Consider the following 17,499-nt stretch of genomic DNA (forward strand, 5'->3'; position numbering starts at 1 on the left):
ATTATGCCTCTGTTGCTCTATAAATATCGGTCAGGTTCCGGCCAAGGCCATTATAATCCAGGCCATAACCCACTACAAATTCGTTAGGTATTTCAAAACCAACATACTCCAGCTCTTCAATCTCATATTTTAATGCACTTGGTTTAAGTAAAAGTGAGCTCACTTTTACCGATGCCGGATTTTTTTCTTTTATTGTTTTTAAAATATGGGTTAGCGTTAAACCGGTATCAACAATATCTTCCACAATAATAATGTCCCTTCCTTCGATATTTTCGGGCAAACCGATCAGTTCTTTTACATTTCCCGAACTCGAAGTACCCTGATAAGAGGCAACACGCATAAAAGCAACTTCGCAGGGTACACTGATTTCCTTGATCAGATCGGCCATAAATAAAAAACTGCCGTTTAATACACCGATAAATAAAGGACATCTGCCTTCATAATCAACGTTCATCTGGATACCCAGCAAACGGATCCGCTTATTTAAAGTGTCGTTTTCTAAAAATATCTCGAACTCTTTATCCTCTACTTTTATTTTGTGCATGCATCAAATGGTTAATTGTATAAATTGGTTAACTGGTTAATTGTTTCGGGCAAACTGCCAATTGTAAACTGTCAACCGAATTTGGTTAATCGTATACCCTTCGACTACGCTCAGCGGGTTAATTGTTATTTCAATCGCCAATTCAAATTGCGAATTGCTAACTGCCAACTGAAAACTCAAGCCTCCCAACTCAAAACTATTGCTCCTGGCTTTTCTCCAGTTCCCTTTGCCTTCGCCGTTCTTCCCTCCGCTCCTGCCTTAATTGTTTTTTTGTTTTGGTGGTATCGGGCTGACCGGTGGGTTGTTTATTTGTAGTGGTATCTTTTTTAGATCCGCCGCCGAAAAGACGCTCAAAAAAGCTTTTATTTTTATCGTGCACAATTACAACCGGCAAACCATCACCATCGTCATCAAAGGCAGTAGTATCAACCACAGCAGTATCAGGTGCCAAATATTGACGTAATCCTTCCCTTAGGCGCACATTATAGAAACCATAGCCGGAGGTATCGCTGGCAATTAAACCTTTTCTGGCCATAATATTTCCCATAAACCTGAAGTAGTTGAACATATAAGGTTTCAGGCTACCATCGGCCATAAATTTATACATCGATGCCTTTGGTTTAGGTACTATACTGGCCAAAAACAAACCATCGCCAATAGTTAAATCGGCAGGTTGTTTCCCAAAATAATACCTTGATGCTTCTCCTATCCCATAAATGTTTTGTCCAAGCTCCATAATGTTAAAATATACCTCCAGCATCCGCTGCTTGCTGATCAGGTGGTTGTGTTCGATAAGCCAGACAATCAAAATCTCCTCTGCCTTACGGGCCAAAGTTTTCTGACGGCTTAAATACACGTTTTTAACCAGCTGCATGCTGATGGTACTGCCTCCGCGCTTAAATTTCTTTTCTTTAAAGTTTACGGCAATAGATTTACGGATCGATTCTTCAACAAAACCATTGTGCGTAAAAAACGAAGGATCTTCGGCGGTTAAAACTGCATTGATGAAATTTTTCGAAATGGCAGATAAAGGCGTAAAATTCGGGTTGGATGGGCCAATGGTAATATCGCGCATCGGTTTGCCATACTCGTAAGGCGTGTAAACAAAAGTGCTGTTGATTTTTTGCAGGTTGGTTTTACCCCATTGCACAATTTTAAAATCAACCGGCGTTAGCGTAGAATTGAAACGTACACTATCCGGCACTTTGGTATCCAGGTAAAAGTTAAGGTTGTATTTAACCTTGCCCTGTACTTTTAATCCTTCGAGCGATTCGAACAACCCTTGCGGAAAAGCATCCAGAATGCTTTGGGCATCCTGCTCTTCGGCATTTAATTTTAATTCGTATATCTTGTTTTTTCCTAAGGTATATTTAACAAAAGGGTGGATCTGTGCATTTTTTAAATAAGCTGTAGATGAGCTATCAAGTGCAATATAATTCTGGCCCACCAGTATATCTGCATCCAGTTTTGCACTTTGTACAATAATATCGTTCGAAGCAATTCGCGGTTGGTTGATGAGCATATTTTTTACCGACCACGAGCCCGAAATTTTATAATCATCACCACTGTATTTTGCATTTTTAAGCTCCGTTTGCAGTGTGTCGAAACTGATTTTCGCGTGGAGTTTATTATTCAGATAGGGTAATTCGAGTTTTTTGCCATCTGCATAAGCGGTAAAACGCAACTCTTTGCTTCCAGGATTTACATAACCGTCAACATGCCAGGTAGATTCGCCATTATTTACATTTATGGCCGATTTTAAGTCGCCACCATCAATTGTGGCCATGGTAGAAAAGCTCAGTTTTGCCGTATCATGATCATTTAGTTTAAAAATCATGTTCTGCATATCCATATCGTCAGGTATTTTGTATAAAACCTGGTTTAAAATATTGCTGGCTATTTCTGATAAATTAACTTTCCCTTTGGTTTCGGTACTGTCTTTTTTCTTTCTTTTTAAAATGAAATCGATGTTGGTGGTCGAATCTTTAAGCACTACGCTTACAAAACCTTCTTTCAGTTTTACTTCGGAGAGTTTTACATTACCAAAAATTAGAGGAAAAAGCTTTACGCTCACGCTTAGTTCACTGATGTTGGAGAGGGTATCGCGCTCTTTTGGAACGACCGAGATTTTGGTCATTTTTACAGTACTTAATCCTGTAAATCCGGCTGATCCGATTTTAACTTCGAGGCCATAATCTTTATCGGCCTTGGCAATTGCCTTGGCTACCATTTTTTTTAGGAGCGCTTCCCTTTTACTATAGGCCACGGCACCTAATGCAATACAAACGACTAAAAAAACACCTAAAACCCAGGCTCCGATTTTTAAATATTTTTTGGGGATCTTAATTTTTGGTATTCGCATATAGTCGTTAAAATGGTTAATTGCTTAAACGTAACAATTAAATGTTTATTTCGTGTTAAAATTACAGTTTAAAAGCCTAAATAAAAGTATTTATGGCTATGTTTTGTTAATTTTGAATTTAAATTAATACAATGCAGATTAGCCCGCAACAAGTTTTAGATGCACTTAAAAATGTAGAAGATCCTGATCTTAAAAAAGATCTGGTAACCTTAAACATGATTAAGGATTTACAGATAGCAGATAACCAGGTCAATTTTACATTAGAACTTACTACACCGGCATGCCCAATGAAGGAGATGCTGAAAAACGCCTGTACAAATGCGATCAAACATTTTGTATCGCCAACGGCAGAAGTAGTAATCAATGTAACATCAAGGGTTACCCAGCCAACCAATTCATCTTCACTAGATAACATCAAAAACATCATTTTGGTTTCATCGGGAAAAGGTGGTGTGGGCAAATCAACCGTATCGAGCAATTTAGCTGTTGTATTGGCTAAAGATGGTGCTAAAGTTGGGCTTATTGATGCTGATATTTATGGCCCATCGGTGCCTACCATGTTCGATCTGGTTGATGCAAAACCTGGTGCTGAAGAAACAGCCGATGGTAAAACCAAAATTTTACCGATCGAAAAATACGGGATCAAACTGTTATCGCTGGGCTTTTTTGCCGATCCGGGTCAGCCGGTTCCCTGGCGTGGGCCAATGGCATCAAATGCGGTAAAACAGCTTTTTAACGATACCAACTGGGGGGAACTGGATTATCTGATCGTTGATCTTCCTCCGGGAACGGGCGATATCCACATTACCATTACGCAAAGTTTCCCGATTTCGGGGGCAGTTGTGGTTACCACGCCACAACAGGTTGCTTTGGCCGATACACATAAGGGGCTGGCAATGTTCAGGATGCCGGGAATTAATATCCCGATTTTAGGTGTTATTGAAAACATGTCGTATTTTACACCAGCAGAATTGCCGGAAAATAAATATTACATTTTTGGAAAAGGCGGTGGTACCGAGCTTGCACAGCGATTTGATGTGCCGTTTTTGGGCGAAATTCCGATTATACAGAGCATTTCGGAGGCTGGGGATAATGGAAAACCAGTGGCTTTGAACCAAAATCCTTTGCTGGATGGCATATTTGGCGATATTGCAAGTAAGATTGCACAGCAGATATCCATCAACAATGCACAAATGGTGAATTGCTAAAAAATTACTATTTTTATAACCTTAAAAAATATATAATGAATTTAACAGAACAAGTAGAACAGGCATTGGAAACCATCAGGCCATATTTAAAGGCCGACGGAGGTGATGTTTCTGTTGAAGAAATTACAGCTGAAGGAACGGTAAAACTTAAACTTCTGGGTAATTGCGGTTCTTGTCCGATGAGTTTCATGACGATGAAATCAGGTATTGAACAGGCAATTATGAAAGCTGTTCCACAGATCACTTCGGTAGTTGCCGTAAATATGGCAGAGCAAGAGTAAGCTTTAACACTATTTAACTAGAAAGTTTTATTTTAAAAATTACTTTTGTCTTAATGAGATATTGTATTGCCCTGATTTGTCTAATTTTTTCCGTAACCGCTTTTGCGCAACAAAAGCCGGCGCAGGATAAACTGATCCAGTTTTCAGGGATTATTACCGATATCGATAGTTCAAATGTAATACCTTACGTAACCATCACCAATCTTTCGGCGAAGAGTAAAAGGGTTGGTGCCGATTACAGGGGATACTTTACCTTTATTGTTAACCCTGGCGATACGATTTTATTTACCGCCATTGGTTACAAAAAGTTTTCTACCGTAATACCGCAGAGTACGCCGGATAGCAAATACACCATTATGGTTAAATTGAAAGCAAATGTGATCGATTTACCTTCGGTGCGTGTTTTCCCTTGGGCTACAACAGAAGAATTTACCCGCGAGTTTTTATCGATGAAACTGGCGGATGATGATATGGCCATCGCCAAAAAGAACCTTTCGCGTTCTTCAATCGATGGGTTGATCCAAACGTTGCCACGTGATGGACAGGAGATCGGCAGTCAGAATTACCGCTATAATTTCGACAGGATGATCAATAAGAACATGGTTCAAACCAATCCTTTGCTTAATCCTTTTGCCTGGGGTAAGCTGATGCAGCAGATATTTGACGGGGATAAGAGCCGGAGTAATTAGTCTGTAGTCATAAGTCCAGAGTCCTTAGTCTTGGGTGCTAACCGCTTTCAGTCGTCATCCTGATCCGATAGCTATCGGATTTATTTCAGGATCCTTATCATATGATAAATGAACTTTTTTCCTTCTCAGTCATTCGTATTACATTCTGATATTTCGGCTAAAGAAGCTTATGATAATCTATCAAAAGCTATAGCTATAAATCAAAAATTTTTCTCGGTATTTTCCCCTAAAAGTTCCGAAGCTGAACAGTTTAAAGGTTATATCTATCGATCTAAATTCACTATCCAGAGGAATTTATCTTACAGGAACTCTTTTCAGGCAGAGATTTCGGGCGAAATATTTGCAGAAGGTAATGGTTGTAAAATAGATATTGAATTAAGTTTAATGCCTTTTGTGAAAGTTTTTTTAACCGTTTGGTGCTCCATTGCCGCATTTGCTTTTTTAGGGATTCTTTTTGGGGCAATAACAGCACTGAATCCGAATTTTGCATTGGCTGCATTAGTTCCATTGGGCATGCTTGGGTTTTGCTACTTAATAACTTCTTTGGGCTTCAAATCTGATTGCGAAGAGTGCAGGAAAGCGCTAAATGCTGTTTTTAAGGTTGAAGCTCAACCTGTCTTTAAAGGGAAAGACTGGAGGGGGAGATAAATAGTATTGTCGTTATGATTGTGGTTCGTGGAGACACGAACCAAAGTGCAGGCATTACATTGATCTATCAGGATAGATTTATTTTCGTTGGGCATTAAGCGTTTCCATTAACGATTAATTGGTAATAAGTTTTTTTATCTAAATCAATCATGAGGTTAAAAAAGCACTTACCACCATCTGATACTGATATTTCCTGTGTTTTCCAGTCAAGCCTTCCGGTTCTACAAAAACAATTTACCCATACTTTTCTATTTCCCTGGGCATCAATTGAAGCGATATATTGACGTTTATAATCTGATATATTAATAAAGAAAAATTTTGAATCCGTTTTAAAACGATTTTTCATTTCGCGGTTATGTTGCGCGATACATTTTGATAATTGTTGTTCGATTATTAAAAAATCGCTCTTGCTTAACTTGATGTTTTTCGGGAATTTGGTCTTTTTATTCGTGTTTTGATAGGTTAAAACAGCTATGCTGGAAGTGTCTTGCGGTAATGATTTCTTGTCAGGATTTTTATTTTCCGATTTTCTATAACATCCTGTCAGGATTAAAAAAGTTAGTATATAAGTAGCATATTTAAGCATAAGATGGAAATAGAGTCTGTTGAGAGCCTTTGCGATTTAATGGATAAATCTATGATTAATATGATGCTGATACAAATGACGACCGCTTAGGGTGATGGGATTGTATGAGAAAGTTGATTAGGGGTTGTATGTCTATAAAAAGGGTTGAAGAACTTTATTTATTTGGTTAAGTCTATCCGTTAACAGTACTTTCGAAATCCTTTGTTGTAAGATTAACATTTAATTTAAAGTAACATTTGCCGCCGTCTAAAACAACCACCGGCTCTTTTTTCCAGTTTGGACCAAAAGTTCGACACATACAATAAATTAATACCTCTTTTTCTCCCTTGCTATTGGTTGTAGGGGTATACTGCCGTTTGTAATCTTTAATATTTATAAGAAAGTTTCTTTTGTCGCCCTTAGGAGGAATAAAGCTTAGAATATGCTTATTATAATCCTCTGCAAATTTTAATAAGATTTTATCTATTTCTTTTAGATCAGTTGAAGTTAACTGCGCTGGTCTTCTAAAAGCAGATTTTTTTTCGAAGGTGATTATGGCAATGTACGAAGTATCGATTTCAGGGCCATTATCATAGCTGTAGTGGGGTTTTGAAGGATTTGTCTGTTGGCAGCTAATTAAGTTTGTTATCGTAAAGATAACGAAACAACCTTTGCTTAATAACTGCCAACAACCTTTCATGGATTACCTTTTCTTGCTCTTGTTCGGAAACTTCATTTTATAATCTGTTTTGATATTTCCTTTCGAAATCGCATCTAGCTTGCTTTTTAGCATCGTTTTGCGGAGCACGCTTACTTTATCGGTAAATAATTTACCTTCGATATGGTCGTATTCGTGCTGGATTACCCGTGCAGGCATTCCGTCAACATCATCGGTATGTTCTATCCAGTTTTCGTCGAAATAGGTAATCTTGATGTTTGGCTTACGCATAATATTTTCGCGGATATCAGGAATACTTAAACAGCCTTCGTTAAAGCTCCATGCTTCGCCGGTTTCTTCCAAAATTTCGGCGTTGATAAATACTTTTTTATAACCCGGTTTGCCGTCTTCGTCTTCACCTGTATCAACAATAAATAAACGGATCGGCAAACCGATCTGTGGCGCAGCAAGACCCACACCATTGGCGTAATACATGGTGTCGAACATATCGCTGATCAATTGTTTTAATTCCGGATAATCTTTATCGATATCGGCTCCCACCTTTTTTAAAACAGGATCTCCGTAAGCTACTATTGGTAATTTCATTGTATTGTATTTTTTCCAGATCTGGATCTGAACTCATTAATTATTATAAAATGCTGTCAGTCTGAGCCTGTCGAAGACCCATTGTTATGTCCATCGACAGGCTCAGGAAGACAAATTGAAAGATTGACTTACAAAAATAACAATTATTCCTCTATTGGGCAGAAAGTAAAGATATTCAGTTGATCAATGTCTAAAACTTCCCGCACTACATCGGCCATTTGTGCTGTTGTAACAGCGTTAATTTTCTCAAAAACTGTTTCCAACGAATCTATTTTATCATGGTCTATCAGGCTTTTTGCCATCGAAATGATTAAACCGATCCTATTTTCCTCCCCTAGTGCAATCTGCCCGATAAATTTGTTTTTTGCCTTTTGCAGCTGCAGTTCGTTTAACGGTTTTTCTTTAAGTTTTTTGATTTCCTTAAAGATCAGAGAAAGTGCCTTGGTCTGTTTTTCCTTATCTGTTCCAAAATAAATGGAAAAAATACCCGTATCGCTTAAGGGCGAAAAGTTGGATTCGATGGTATAGGCAATGCCATATTTCTCCCTGATCTGCAGGTTTAAAACCGAACTCATGCCATTGCCGCCAAAATAATTGTTCAACAACATTAACGGCACTTTTTGCTGTTGATGGGTAGAATAAGCCTGTGTTCCCAAAATGCAGTGTGCCTGCATAATCGGTTTATATATGGTGGTATTACTTTGTGGAAGAATACCTGGTTTAATTCTTTCTTTGATCGGATTATTCGCTTCAACGCCGGCGAAGTGTTTGCTTCCTTTGTTTACAACGCTATTTAAGGTATAATTTCCCAAAACAGCTACTACAATTTCGTTGGTACGGTAATTGGCCTTTATAAAATTGATCACATCCTCGCGGGTAAAATTCTGAACAGAATCTGTTGTACCCAGAATATTGTTTCCCAGGGCATGACCAGCGAAAAGCATATCTTCAAAATCATCGTTGATGGCTTCTTCGGGCTGATCGAGGTAAGAAGAAATCTCATCCAAAATCACGCTTTTTTCCTTATCCATTTCCTCCTCCGGGAAGGTAGAATGGAAAATAATATCGTTGAAAAGATCAAGTGTACGATCCAGATAAGGATTTAAAAAAGAAGCATGTACACAGGTATATTCTTTAGTGGTATAGGCATTTAAATCGGCCCCAACACTTTCCAAACGGTTTAAAATCTGGTTGGTACTGCGTTTTTCGGTCCGCTTAAAAATTAAATGCTCAATAAAATGCGCTAAACCCGCTTTATTTTCAGGTTCATCGCGAGATCCGGTATTGATGATAATGCAGGCGTGGGATATGGCAGAGGCCGAAGGCACATGCAATAAGCGTATGCCATTTGGCAGGGTGTGAACATTGTATTCCATTGAGGGGCAAAGATAAGGCTAATTGCTTACAAAGCCTCTGTATCGGGGTATTGCAATTGTAAAGTGGAAATCAATTTATCTTTTGTCGGACGTTTTAAGGCCAGGAAAACAAAGTTGGCCAGCGCAAAAATCAAAAAGAATGAATTGTGTGAAAGGAAAGAGCCAATAATATTAAAAAGTGCACCGGCCTCTAAAAAAGCTGAACTGATGATAAATGCACTTTGATACATATTGATTTTTGTATCGGCAGTGGTAGTTTTATCGATTTTTGCTATTAAATTTCTGAAAAAGAAAATACTTCCGGTAAGAGTGATGAGGCCAAAAATCGGAAATAAAGGATTGTAAGGAGAAGTAGTTTGCGGGTTGGCATCAAACACCATGGTTTCGCGGTTAAGGAAAATGGTGATCAGTGCAAAAAGGAATACACCCGCGCATAAAGCAAGGTGGATCATTTGGAGTGTTTTTAATTTAGTGTTCATGATATAGTTTAAGGTTTTTTAATAAAAACCCGTCATCTCGACCGTAGCATGGCGGAGAGATCTATCTCGAGACAGATCTCTCCATTACGCTGCGCTTCAGTCGAGATGACGGGTTTAATGTGTTTAATTCTCTATCCCCTCCAACGAGAATAAAAAGGCCCAGCGTAACGATACGTCCTTTAAGTAGTCGAAACGACCAGACGCACCACCATGGCCAAATTCCATATTGGTTTTAAGCAAAAGTACATTTTTGTCGGTTTTAGTTGCCCTTAATTTGGCTACCCATTTGGCCGGCTCAAAATATTGCACCTGGCTATCGTGAAGTCCTGTTGTAACCAACATATTCGGATAAGCTTTTTTCTCTACGTTTTCGTAAGGCGAGTAACTTTTCATATAATCGTAGGCGGCTTTTTGTTTCGGATTTCCCCACTCATCAAATTCGTTGGTAGTTAACGGGATGCTTTCGTCCAGCATGGTATTGATAACATCCACGAAAGGAACATCAGCAATAACACCGTTCCATAAATCGGGGGCAATGTTAACTATTGCGCCCATTAATAAACCTCCGGCGCTGCCACCATGCGCATATAAATGACCTTTTGAAGTATATTTCTGATCAATTAAATATTCCCCTGCCGCAATAAAATCGGTGAAGGTATTTTTCTTTTTCATCAGTTTTCCGTCCTCATACCACTGGCGCCCCATTTCCTGTCCGCCACGGATATTGGCAATGGCAAATACAAAGCCCCTATCCAGTAAACTTAAACGTGGAGAAGAGAAGTAAACATCAGAATTTGAACCATAAGAACCGTAACCATAAAGTAACAGTGGTGATTCGCCGTTCTTTTCAAAACCTTTTTTGTACACCAGGGCGATTGGCACTTTAGTCCCATCTTTGGCGGTTGCAAAAACACGTTCGGTTACATAATCTTTTGGATTGTAACCGCCTACAACCTCCTGTTGCTTCATCAGTTTCTGGTCTTTTTTTACCAGATCGTAATCGTATGTAGAGTTAGGCGTAGTTAATGAGGTGTAGGCATAACGCAACGTTGTACTATTGTATTCGGGATTGGAACCAACTCCGGCATCATAAACGGGTTCATCAAATTTAATGTAATAATCGCTGCCGTCTTTTTTCAATACGCGAAGTTCTGTTAAGCCATTTTTACGTTCTGATAAAACGGTATAATCTTTAAATTCTTCTACACTTTCCAATAAAACATCGGTACGGTGCGGAACCACCTCTTTCCAGTTTTCTTTTTCGGTTTTATCCAATGGGCACTGCATCAGGCGGAAATTTTTTGCGTTCCAGTTGGTGAGGATCAGGAATCGGCCATCAACAGGCATTACATCGTATAATACATCTTTGGTGCGGGCCGCAAAAACTTTAAACGGACTTTCGGGATGATCGGCATCGATTATTTTATATTCTGAAGTAAGTGTCCCCTGCGAAGCGATAAAAATATACCGGCCGTTTTTAGATTTACCCACGCCGATATAATTGGTATTGTCTTTTTCATCGTAAACCACAGCATCACTTTTGGCATCGGCACCAAGTATATGTTTCTTTATTTTTTCGCTTAATAACGTAACCGGATTTTTTGAGGTATAAAAGAAAGTTTTATTATCGTTGGCCCAGGCCACTGCACCCTGGGTATTGGTTATGGCATCTTTTAAAATCTCGCCTGTTTCTAAGTTTTTAATCTGAATGGTATACTGACGGCGCGAAACGATATCTACACCATAGGCGAGCAATTTATTATCAGGACTGATACTGAAACCAGTTGCGCTATAGTAGGCATGGCCTTTTGCAAGTTGATCTACATCCAATAAAATTTCTTCGGGAGCCGATAAACTTCCTTTTTTGCGGCAGTATTTAAAATATTGCTGTCCGTCTTCGGTACGCGAGTAGTAATAATAACCGTTTTTAAAAACCGGAACAGACTCGTCTTTTTCTTTGATCCGGCCTTTCATTTCCTTAAATAGGTCGGCCTGAAACTTATCGGTACTTTTCATCATCGTATCCAGATAAGCATTTTCGGCTTTCAGGTAATTCACAACCTTGGTACTATCAGGACCTCTTTTAAAATAATCGATCATCCAATAGTAATTATCTACCACGGTATCGCCATGTATAACCCGTTGATGCGGAATGATTTCTGCTACGGGTGCCTTTGCATCAGGCCACTTTATTGCTTTCATTTCTTTTTTTTGAGGGTGGTTACAGGCCGTAATTGCACTAAGCAAAATAAGGCCGGGTAAGATACGTTTCATAGCGGTTTGAATTTAGGTTCAATTGCAATTTAATTAATTTAGTTCAATAGTTCATTGGTCATTTGTTCATTGGTGCTTAGTCAGATTGTTTCATTGTTGGATGGTTTGATTGCTGAATGGCTAAATTGTTAACTGGTTAATTGTTTACCCTTCGACTACGCTCAGGGGGGTAACTTTAGGGTAAGATTGTTTGAATGGTTTGATGGCTCATGGTTGATGACAGTGTTGTCTGATATAAAAGCCTTAATTTTCTTAACTTCTTAATGGTCAATATTTGGTTAATTGTAAGCTTGATTGTTTAATTGTTAAATAGCTAAATTGTTAACTGTAGATCGCCCACTGAAAACTGGTTAATTGTCTTGCTCGCTCAAAACCTCCGACCTCGGTCATCTGTCTTCGGACCTATTAAAGTGAGTTAATCAACGCCCAACGCTTAGCGCCATACGCCAACCGTTGCCATTTTCATAAAAATCCATTATGCCCATAGATATTCCTCCGATTTAGAAAAATTGATGTTAAATTGCCACATCCAAACAGGTTGAAAGATTATAATGAAATTAGGGTATAAAAAAATAGTTGTTAAAGTTGGTTCGAATGTAATTACGCAAGCGAATGGTTTGCCTGATGAAGCAAGGATTAAACACCTTGTAAATCAACTCGCCGACATTAAGAAACAAGGGCTTGAGGTAATTTTGGTTTCTTCGGGTGCGGTGGCATCGGGAAGAAGTTTGATCAAAGTATCCGAAAAACAGGATGCGGTAACTACCCGACAGCTTTTGGCGGCAATTGGTCAGGTAAAACTGATTAATACCTATTCCAATTTTTTTGCAGAACATAAAATACAGTGCGCCCAGGTTTTGGTTACCAAAGAAGATTTCCGCGATAGGGCTCATTATTTAAACATGAAAAACTGCCTGCAGATTTTACTTCAGAATGAGGTTATCCCGGTGGTGAACGAAAATGATGTGGTTTCGGTAACCGAGCTGATGTTTACGGATAACGATGAACTGGCCGGATTAATTGCTTCGATGTTGAATGCTGATGCACTGGTTATTTTATCGAATGTGAATGGTATTTACAATGGTGACCCTAAAATTGAAGGCTCGGAAGTGATCGAAGAAATTAATGGTTCGGTTGCTAGCCTTGCATCGTTTATCCAAACGGGTAAATCGCAATTTGGCCGCGGTGGCATGATTACCAAATCAACCATGGCACAAAAGGTGGCTAAACTGGGTATTTCTGTGCATATCGCCAACGGAACAAAAGATGATGTGCTGATTTCTTTGTTAAATAATGAATTGGTACATACCCGTTTTGTCCCTGAAAAAAGTAAATCAGGCAAGAAAAAATGGATCGCCCATTCAGAAACAGCTGCAACCGGAGTGGTGAAGCTGAATGATGGCGCTAAAACGGTATTAACCTCGGGTAAAGCAACCAGTTTGTTGCCTGTAGGGATTATCGAAATCCAGACTGACTTTTTAAAAGGCGATATTATTAAAATTATTGACGAAAAAAATAACCTTATCGGGCTGGGAATAGCAGAATACGGATCGGATAAAGCCAGGGAACGTATTGGCCAGAAAAAACAGAAAGCTTTGGTACACTATGATTATTTTTACTCGGCTATATAAGCTGAAAGATTAAAGCAGAAAGACTAAAGGGGAAGCTAAATCAAAATGTAAAACATGGGCTTAGAGAAGATAAATATTAGTATCTTATTCAAGACTGTTTCTGAGTTGACAGCTTTTTCACAAGCAAGTCGAGAAGTAGATTTTTATTATTTTTTTGAAGCTCATAAAATATTAAAAACTTTTACTACAAAAGATTGGGGAGACTTAAAACTTGACCTTTCCAACTGGAATGACAAGCAATTAGATGTTTTGGTTCAAGCCTTAGATAAAGGTGATGGAGATTATAACGTAGTCGAAGACAATTTTTTTATTGGATATATTTTTAATTTATCAGGGGATACATTAGCAAGTCAAATCTTGGATCAAATGCTGTATTCTTTTTTTGATGAGAATGAAATTGATTCAATGGATTTGCTTGATTCAATTGAAAATAGAATAAAACAACTCTACACAAGCAACTTTCTAAAGGATAAAAAAGTGTTTGCTTTTTGGATGAACAAAATTGAGGAAACTAAAGAAAAGCGAGCTGGAGATAATGAATAACAGAAAAATAAAGACAGAATTTTTTATTAAGATTTCTGATCAATCATACGTTCTTTTTTCTCTGTGAAAAACTCCGTGACCTCTGTGGTAATAAAGAAAAACAATGGATTACAAACAATATTTCGAAAAAGCAAAGCAAGCCAGTCGCACTTTGATTAGCCTTGGCAAAGAAACAACAGACGCTGTTTTAAGGGAGCTGGCTGTGGCTTTAGTGGCTAATACAGATCAAATTCTTACAGAAAACGCTAAAGATTTAGCTAAAATGCCAATCGAAGACCCCAAATACGACAGACTAAAGCTAAGCGCAGCACGTATTGCGGATATTGCCAGCGATCTAAAAAATGTTGCGGATTTAAACAGCCCATTGGGTAAAATTCTTTCTGATAAAATATTGGATAATCAATTGCATATCCAAAAAGTTAGTGTGCCTTTGGGTGTTGTGGGAGTGATTTATGAGGCCCGCCCCAATGTTACTGCCGATGTATTTTCACTTTGTTTTAAAACCGGAAATGTTGCCGTATTAAAAGGTGGTAGTGATGCCGAATTTTCTAATCTCGCTATTGCTAAAGTGATACACGAAGTGTTGGATAATCATCAAATCAACCGCGATGTTTTAACCTTATTACCTGCAGAAAGGCCTGCAACCGAAGCTTTATTAAATGCAAAAGGTTTTGTTGATGTACTGATCCCGAGGGGAAGCCAATCGTTGATCAACTACGTACGCGAAAACAGTAAAATACCGGTAATCGAAACCGGAGCGGGTATTGTACACACTTATTTCGACGAATCGGGAGATTTAGAGAAAGGTAAAGCCATTATTTTTAACGCCAAAACCAGAAGGGTGAGTGTTTGTAACTCTTTAGATTGTGTGCTGGTTAACGAAAAGAGGCTAAATGATCTAGCGGCACTTTTATCTCCTTTGGCTGATGGAAATGTGGAGCTATATGCAGATGAAAAAAGCTACACCGCATTAAAATCTTCCTATCCGGAAAACCTGTTGAACCAGGCTGCTCCCGAACATTTTGGCACTGAGTTTTTATCGCTAAAATTAGCGGTTAAAGTGGTTGAAGATTTAGCTGCTGCCCTTAACCATATTGCCGATTATAGCTCAAAACATAGCGAAGCCATTATTTCGGAAGATGCCGAAAATATTACCCAATTTTTAAACGAAGTAGATGCTGCTGCGGTGTATGCCAATGCCTCTACCGGTTTTACCGATGGTGCACAGTTTGGCCTTGGAGCAGAAATTGGCATTAGTACGCAGAAACTTCATGCCCGTGGCCCTATGGGTTTAGAAGAATTAACGAGCTACAAGTGGGTAGTAAGGGGTGATGGACAGATTAGGGGGTAATGATGGTTGATGTAAAATGGATGATGGAATGAATAATCAATTTTCAATGACTAATAAAACCTTAATGTTCTTAACTTCTTAATGGTCAAGGGCTGTAGAATGTAAAATCGCACCCCCCATAATTCCCGTCATTTCGAGCGGAGTGTAACGCAGCCGAGAAATCTATCTCGAGCGTATTTTGATTTAGATCTCTCCCCGCCTGTGCGGGCAGGCGCTCCACTGCATCTCGGTCGAGATGACGATTTTATTTATGGAAGGCCATCAACTAAATCTCAAAAGCCTGTCCCCTTTCGGGTATTTCAACATTAAAACCGTCTTCCTGTAGTGCCAGTGATAAACTTTGCAGGCTTTTATCTTCACCGTGTACCAGGAAAACCTTTTTCGGCTGTCCGGTTTGTTTAATGGTTTTTATCAGATCGTTATGGTCGCCGTGGCCACTTAATAAATCAGTTTGGCGGATGGTGGCATAAACCATCATTTCGCGGTCTTTAATCCGCACAATTGGTGCACCGCTTAACAGTTTATAACCCAATGTTCCTTTTGCACAATAGCCGATAAAAAGAATGGTGCAGTAATAATTCTGAATGTTATAATATAAGTGATCCTGGATCCTTCCCCCCTCTAACATGCCTGCAGATGAGATAATAATACAGGGATCGAAATAATTGGAAACATCTTTACTTTCTTTCATGGTTTGAACATAGGCCAAGTGCTCAAATTCGAATTCATCGCCCATGGTCTGGTAAAAATCTTTCGCTTCCTGGTTCACCAGGTTATGGTGCTTGCGGTAAACCTCGGTTGCCTGAATAGCCATCGGACTATCGACAAAAATCTGGACGGGCGGCAATAATTTCTTGGTAAAGATCTGATTTAAGGCAAATACGAGCGATTGTGTACGGCCGATACTAAATGCCGGAATAATTAATCGCCCAGGGCTTTTGATACAGGCTTCGGTAATTTCCTGTATCAGGCGTTCTTCCAGTGTTTGATCCTTGGTATGCATCCTGCCGCCATAAGTTGCTTCGCTTACCACATAATCTACTTCGGGTAATGGTTCTGGATTTACCAGAACAGGATAATTTTCCCTGCCGATATCACCTGTAAAAGCTATTTTTTTCTCTACGCCGTTATCATTTATGGTTAAAATAGCTGCTGCAGCACCTAATAAATGGCCAACAGGCACAAATGTTAAGCTGATATCGCCATTAATTTTGAAAGGCTTATTAAAAGCGATGGTTACAAAACGATCGATCGTATCCATCACATGTTTGTGCAGGTATAAAGGTTTTGGTCCGCTGAAATTGCCGCGTTTGGTGCGGGGTTTCCGTCCGGCTTTCCTCAAAAATAATTCAACGGAATCGAACAATAATATCGATGTTAAATCGGCAGTTGGTGGTGTGCACAGCACCTGGCCATCAAAACCCAGGCGTACCAGTGTTGGCAGATTACCAGAATGATCGATGTGTGCGTGCGTTAAAATTACAAGGCTAATACTTGCCGGATCGAATGGGAACTGTTGGTTTTCTTCCTGGTAGGTTTCCTTTTCATAATCTAATCCGCAATCTATCAGTATTTTATAATGTCCAATCTCGAGTAAATGCATACTCCCGGTTACCTGTTGCGCTGCGCCCCAAAACGTTAACTTCATCTTCTTATCTATCGCGTAAATTCTTTAGCCGTAAAGTAATATAATTGAAGGGATTTTTAAACAATCAGGCGTAATTTTTTAATTATGATTTATAACCACGGAGTTCACAGAGAAGGTTCACGGAGAGAGACAGAGCTGAAGCAATTCTTTGTCAAAGTAAAACCTCTGCATTATTTCTTTTGCATTAAGCTATTTATAGTTGATCGGATTCCCTGATTTTTAAGCTTCTCGATATTTCACTTTTTGCCTCTTCCGAAAAATCTTCCAAATCAAGAGTTGTGATGGTTTTATCCATAAGCATAGCAATTACAGTATCAAAAAACCACGAATTTTTAAGTCCATCATACCTTCTGCTAATGTGCTTATCAAAATCTTTCACCGCAGTATAGATCCTATAATAATCGTCTCGGTTATCTTCAGGCTTTTGGGCTTTCCACTGATCCAAAATTTCGGAAAATAACTGCATTTCCTTTTTTAGTTCCCGTTGTAAAGCTACCTCGAATAACTTTCTGGCAACTTTGTTATCTTCATTAGAAAAACTCATGATGTTAAAATTGTAGGATAAAGATAGAAAAGTCTTATTTATAGACTAATCATGCCCAACAAAAAGATTTTTATCTTTGTAAGAAAATATCA

17 protein-coding genes are annotated in these 17,499 nt (G+C 38.9%); 7 read left to right on the forward strand and 10 right to left on the reverse strand.

The window, feature by feature from the left end:
• Window position 1 precedes the first annotated feature (1 nt).
• Together hpt and B2V92_RS25950 are read right to left on the reverse strand one after the other, a co-directional pair.
• On the reverse strand, window positions 2–544 hold the full coding sequence (hpt, locus tag B2V92_RS25945; RefSeq protein WP_293313651.1) for a hypoxanthine phosphoribosyltransferase: 543 nt from the start codon (window positions 542–544) through the stop codon (window positions 2–4).
• Between the two features lie 196 nt (window positions 545–740).
• Window positions 741–2,906, reverse strand: coding sequence for a transglycosylase domain-containing protein (locus B2V92_RS25950; RefSeq protein WP_293313654.1), 2,166 nt, complete (start codon window positions 2,904–2,906; stop codon window positions 741–743).
• A 131-nt stretch (window positions 2,907–3,037) separates the two neighbouring features.
• Here B2V92_RS25950 and B2V92_RS25955 point away from each other — a divergent pair, with 131 nt between their 5' ends.
• From B2V92_RS25955 to B2V92_RS25970, 4 genes are all read left to right on the forward strand, one after another.
• On the forward strand, window positions 3,038–4,114 hold the full coding sequence (locus B2V92_RS25955) for an Mrp/NBP35 family ATP-binding protein (RefSeq protein ID WP_293313657.1): 1,077 nt from the start codon (window positions 3,038–3,040) through the stop codon (window positions 4,112–4,114).
• Between the two features lie 35 nt (window positions 4,115–4,149).
• Window positions 4,150–4,395 (forward strand): NifU family protein, encoded by a 246-nt coding sequence (locus tag B2V92_RS25960; protein WP_039474126.1) that lies wholly within the window; start codon window positions 4,150–4,152, stop codon window positions 4,393–4,395.
• 53 nt (window positions 4,396–4,448) lie between these two features.
• Complete coding sequence (locus tag B2V92_RS25965) at window positions 4,449–5,084, forward strand: hypothetical protein (RefSeq protein WP_293313667.1); 636 nt, start codon at window positions 4,449–4,451, stop codon at window positions 5,082–5,084.
• A gap of 108 nt (window positions 5,085–5,192) precedes the next feature.
• Window positions 5,193–5,732: a hypothetical protein gene (locus tag B2V92_RS25970; RefSeq protein ID WP_293313670.1), complete on the forward strand. Its 540-nt coding sequence runs from the start codon at window positions 5,193–5,195 to the stop codon at window positions 5,730–5,732.
• A 94-nt stretch (window positions 5,733–5,826) separates the two neighbouring features.
• Here B2V92_RS25970 and B2V92_RS25975 read toward each other — a convergent pair whose 3' ends face one another.
• From B2V92_RS25975 to B2V92_RS26000, 6 genes are all read right to left on the reverse strand, one after another.
• Window positions 5,827–6,318: a hypothetical protein gene (locus B2V92_RS25975; protein ID WP_293313673.1), complete on the reverse strand. Its 492-nt coding sequence runs from the start codon at window positions 6,316–6,318 to the stop codon at window positions 5,827–5,829.
• Between the two features lie 172 nt (window positions 6,319–6,490).
• Window positions 6,491–6,997: a hypothetical protein gene (locus B2V92_RS25980; RefSeq protein WP_293313676.1), complete on the reverse strand. Its 507-nt coding sequence runs from the start codon at window positions 6,995–6,997 to the stop codon at window positions 6,491–6,493.
• A gap of 3 nt (window positions 6,998–7,000) precedes the next feature.
• Entirely contained in the window at window positions 7,001–7,561 is a 561-nt protein-coding gene (def, locus tag B2V92_RS25985; RefSeq protein ID WP_293313679.1) for a peptide deformylase, read from the reverse strand.
• A gap of 143 nt (window positions 7,562–7,704) precedes the next feature.
• Window positions 7,705–8,937, reverse strand: a complete 1,233-nt coding sequence (locus B2V92_RS25990; protein WP_293313681.1) for a M16 family metallopeptidase — start codon at window positions 8,935–8,937, stop codon at window positions 7,705–7,707.
• 26 nt (window positions 8,938–8,963) lie between these two features.
• Window positions 8,964–9,416, reverse strand: coding sequence for a hypothetical protein (locus tag B2V92_RS25995; RefSeq protein WP_293313684.1), 453 nt, complete (start codon window positions 9,414–9,416; stop codon window positions 8,964–8,966).
• 123 nt (window positions 9,417–9,539) lie between these two features.
• A complete protein-coding gene (locus tag B2V92_RS26000) occupies window positions 9,540–11,690 on the reverse strand; it encodes a S9 family peptidase (protein ID WP_293313687.1) in 2,151 nt (716 codons plus the stop codon).
• A gap of 551 nt (window positions 11,691–12,241) precedes the next feature.
• Here B2V92_RS26000 and proB point away from each other — a divergent pair.
• The 3 genes from proB to B2V92_RS26015 all read left to right on the forward strand — a co-directional run bounded on the left by proB (window position 12,242) and on the right by B2V92_RS26015 (window position 15,215).
• Window positions 12,242–13,321 (forward strand): glutamate 5-kinase, encoded by a 1,080-nt coding sequence (proB, locus tag B2V92_RS26005; RefSeq protein WP_293313690.1) that lies wholly within the window; start codon window positions 12,242–12,244, stop codon window positions 13,319–13,321.
• A gap of 54 nt (window positions 13,322–13,375) precedes the next feature.
• A complete protein-coding gene (locus B2V92_RS26010) occupies window positions 13,376–13,864 on the forward strand; it encodes a hypothetical protein (protein ID WP_293313693.1) in 489 nt (162 codons plus the stop codon).
• Window positions 13,865–13,967: 103 nt separating this feature from the next.
• Window positions 13,968–15,215: a glutamate-5-semialdehyde dehydrogenase gene (locus tag B2V92_RS26015; RefSeq protein ID WP_293313696.1), complete on the forward strand. Its 1,248-nt coding sequence runs from the start codon at window positions 13,968–13,970 to the stop codon at window positions 15,213–15,215.
• Window positions 15,216–15,480: 265 nt separating this feature from the next.
• Here the strand turns inward: B2V92_RS26015 and B2V92_RS26020 are convergent, their stop codons facing one another.
• Together B2V92_RS26020 and B2V92_RS26025 are read right to left on the reverse strand one after the other, a co-directional pair.
• Entirely contained in the window at window positions 15,481–16,863 is a 1,383-nt protein-coding gene (locus B2V92_RS26020) for an MBL fold metallo-hydrolase RNA specificity domain-containing protein (RefSeq protein ID WP_293313699.1), read from the reverse strand.
• A 193-nt stretch (window positions 16,864–17,056) separates the two neighbouring features.
• Window positions 17,057–17,407 carry a hypothetical protein gene (locus B2V92_RS26025; RefSeq protein WP_293313702.1) on the reverse strand — a complete coding sequence of 117 codons (351 nt, stop codon included), beginning with the start codon at window positions 17,405–17,407 and terminating at the stop codon, window positions 17,057–17,059.
• Between the last annotated feature and the right edge of the window lie 92 nt (window positions 17,408–17,499).

Origin of the sequence: Pedobacter sp. UBA5917 (genome assembly GCF_002432345.1) — a bacterium.
GTDB lineage: Bacteria > Bacteroidota > Bacteroidia > Sphingobacteriales > Sphingobacteriaceae > Pedobacter.

What these genes read in the sequence shown, in the direction of transcription:
- B2V92_RS25995 (WP_293313684.1), bottom strand. Translation starts at nt 9,416, where the DNA reads ATGAACACTAAATTAAAAACACTCCAAATGATCCACCTTGCTTTATGC.
- B2V92_RS25975 (WP_293313673.1), bottom strand. Translation starts at nt 6,318, where the DNA reads ATGCTTAAATATGCTACTTATATACTAACTTTTTTAATCCTGACAGGA.
- B2V92_RS25960 (WP_039474126.1), top strand. Translation starts at nt 4,150, where the DNA reads ATGAATTTAACAGAACAAGTAGAACAGGCATTGGAAACCATCAGGCCA.
- B2V92_RS25970 (WP_293313670.1), top strand. Translation starts at nt 5,193, where the DNA reads ATGAACTTTTTTCCTTCTCAGTCATTCGTATTACATTCTGATATTTCG.
- B2V92_RS25965 (WP_293313667.1), top strand. Translation starts at nt 4,449, where the DNA reads ATGAGATATTGTATTGCCCTGATTTGTCTAATTTTTTCCGTAACCGCT.
- B2V92_RS25980 (WP_293313676.1), bottom strand. Translation starts at nt 6,997, where the DNA reads ATGAAAGGTTGTTGGCAGTTATTAAGCAAAGGTTGTTTCGTTATCTTT.
- def (WP_293313679.1), bottom strand. Translation starts at nt 7,561, where the DNA reads ATGAAATTACCAATAGTAGCTTACGGAGATCCTGTTTTAAAAAAGGTG.
- B2V92_RS26000 (WP_293313687.1), bottom strand. Translation starts at nt 11,690, where the DNA reads ATGAAACGTATCTTACCCGGCCTTATTTTGCTTAGTGCAATTACGGCC.
- proB (WP_293313690.1), top strand. Translation starts at nt 12,242, where the DNA reads ATGAAATTAGGGTATAAAAAAATAGTTGTTAAAGTTGGTTCGAATGTA.
- B2V92_RS25950 (WP_293313654.1), bottom strand. Translation starts at nt 2,906, where the DNA reads ATGCGAATACCAAAAATTAAGATCCCCAAAAAATATTTAAAAATCGGA.
- B2V92_RS25955 (WP_293313657.1), top strand. Translation starts at nt 3,038, where the DNA reads ATGCAGATTAGCCCGCAACAAGTTTTAGATGCACTTAAAAATGTAGAA.
- B2V92_RS25990 (WP_293313681.1), bottom strand. Translation starts at nt 8,937, where the DNA reads ATGGAATACAATGTTCACACCCTGCCAAATGGCATACGCTTATTGCAT.
- B2V92_RS26025 (WP_293313702.1), bottom strand. Translation starts at nt 17,407, where the DNA reads ATGAGTTTTTCTAATGAAGATAACAAAGTTGCCAGAAAGTTATTCGAG.
- B2V92_RS26015 (WP_293313696.1), top strand. Translation starts at nt 13,968, where the DNA reads ATGGATTACAAACAATATTTCGAAAAAGCAAAGCAAGCCAGTCGCACT.
- hpt (WP_293313651.1), bottom strand. Translation starts at nt 544, where the DNA reads ATGCACAAAATAAAAGTAGAGGATAAAGAGTTCGAGATATTTTTAGAA.
- B2V92_RS26010 (WP_293313693.1), top strand. Translation starts at nt 13,376, where the DNA reads ATGGGCTTAGAGAAGATAAATATTAGTATCTTATTCAAGACTGTTTCT.
- B2V92_RS26020 (WP_293313699.1), bottom strand. Translation starts at nt 16,863, where the DNA reads ATGAAGTTAACGTTTTGGGGCGCAGCGCAACAGGTAACCGGGAGTATG.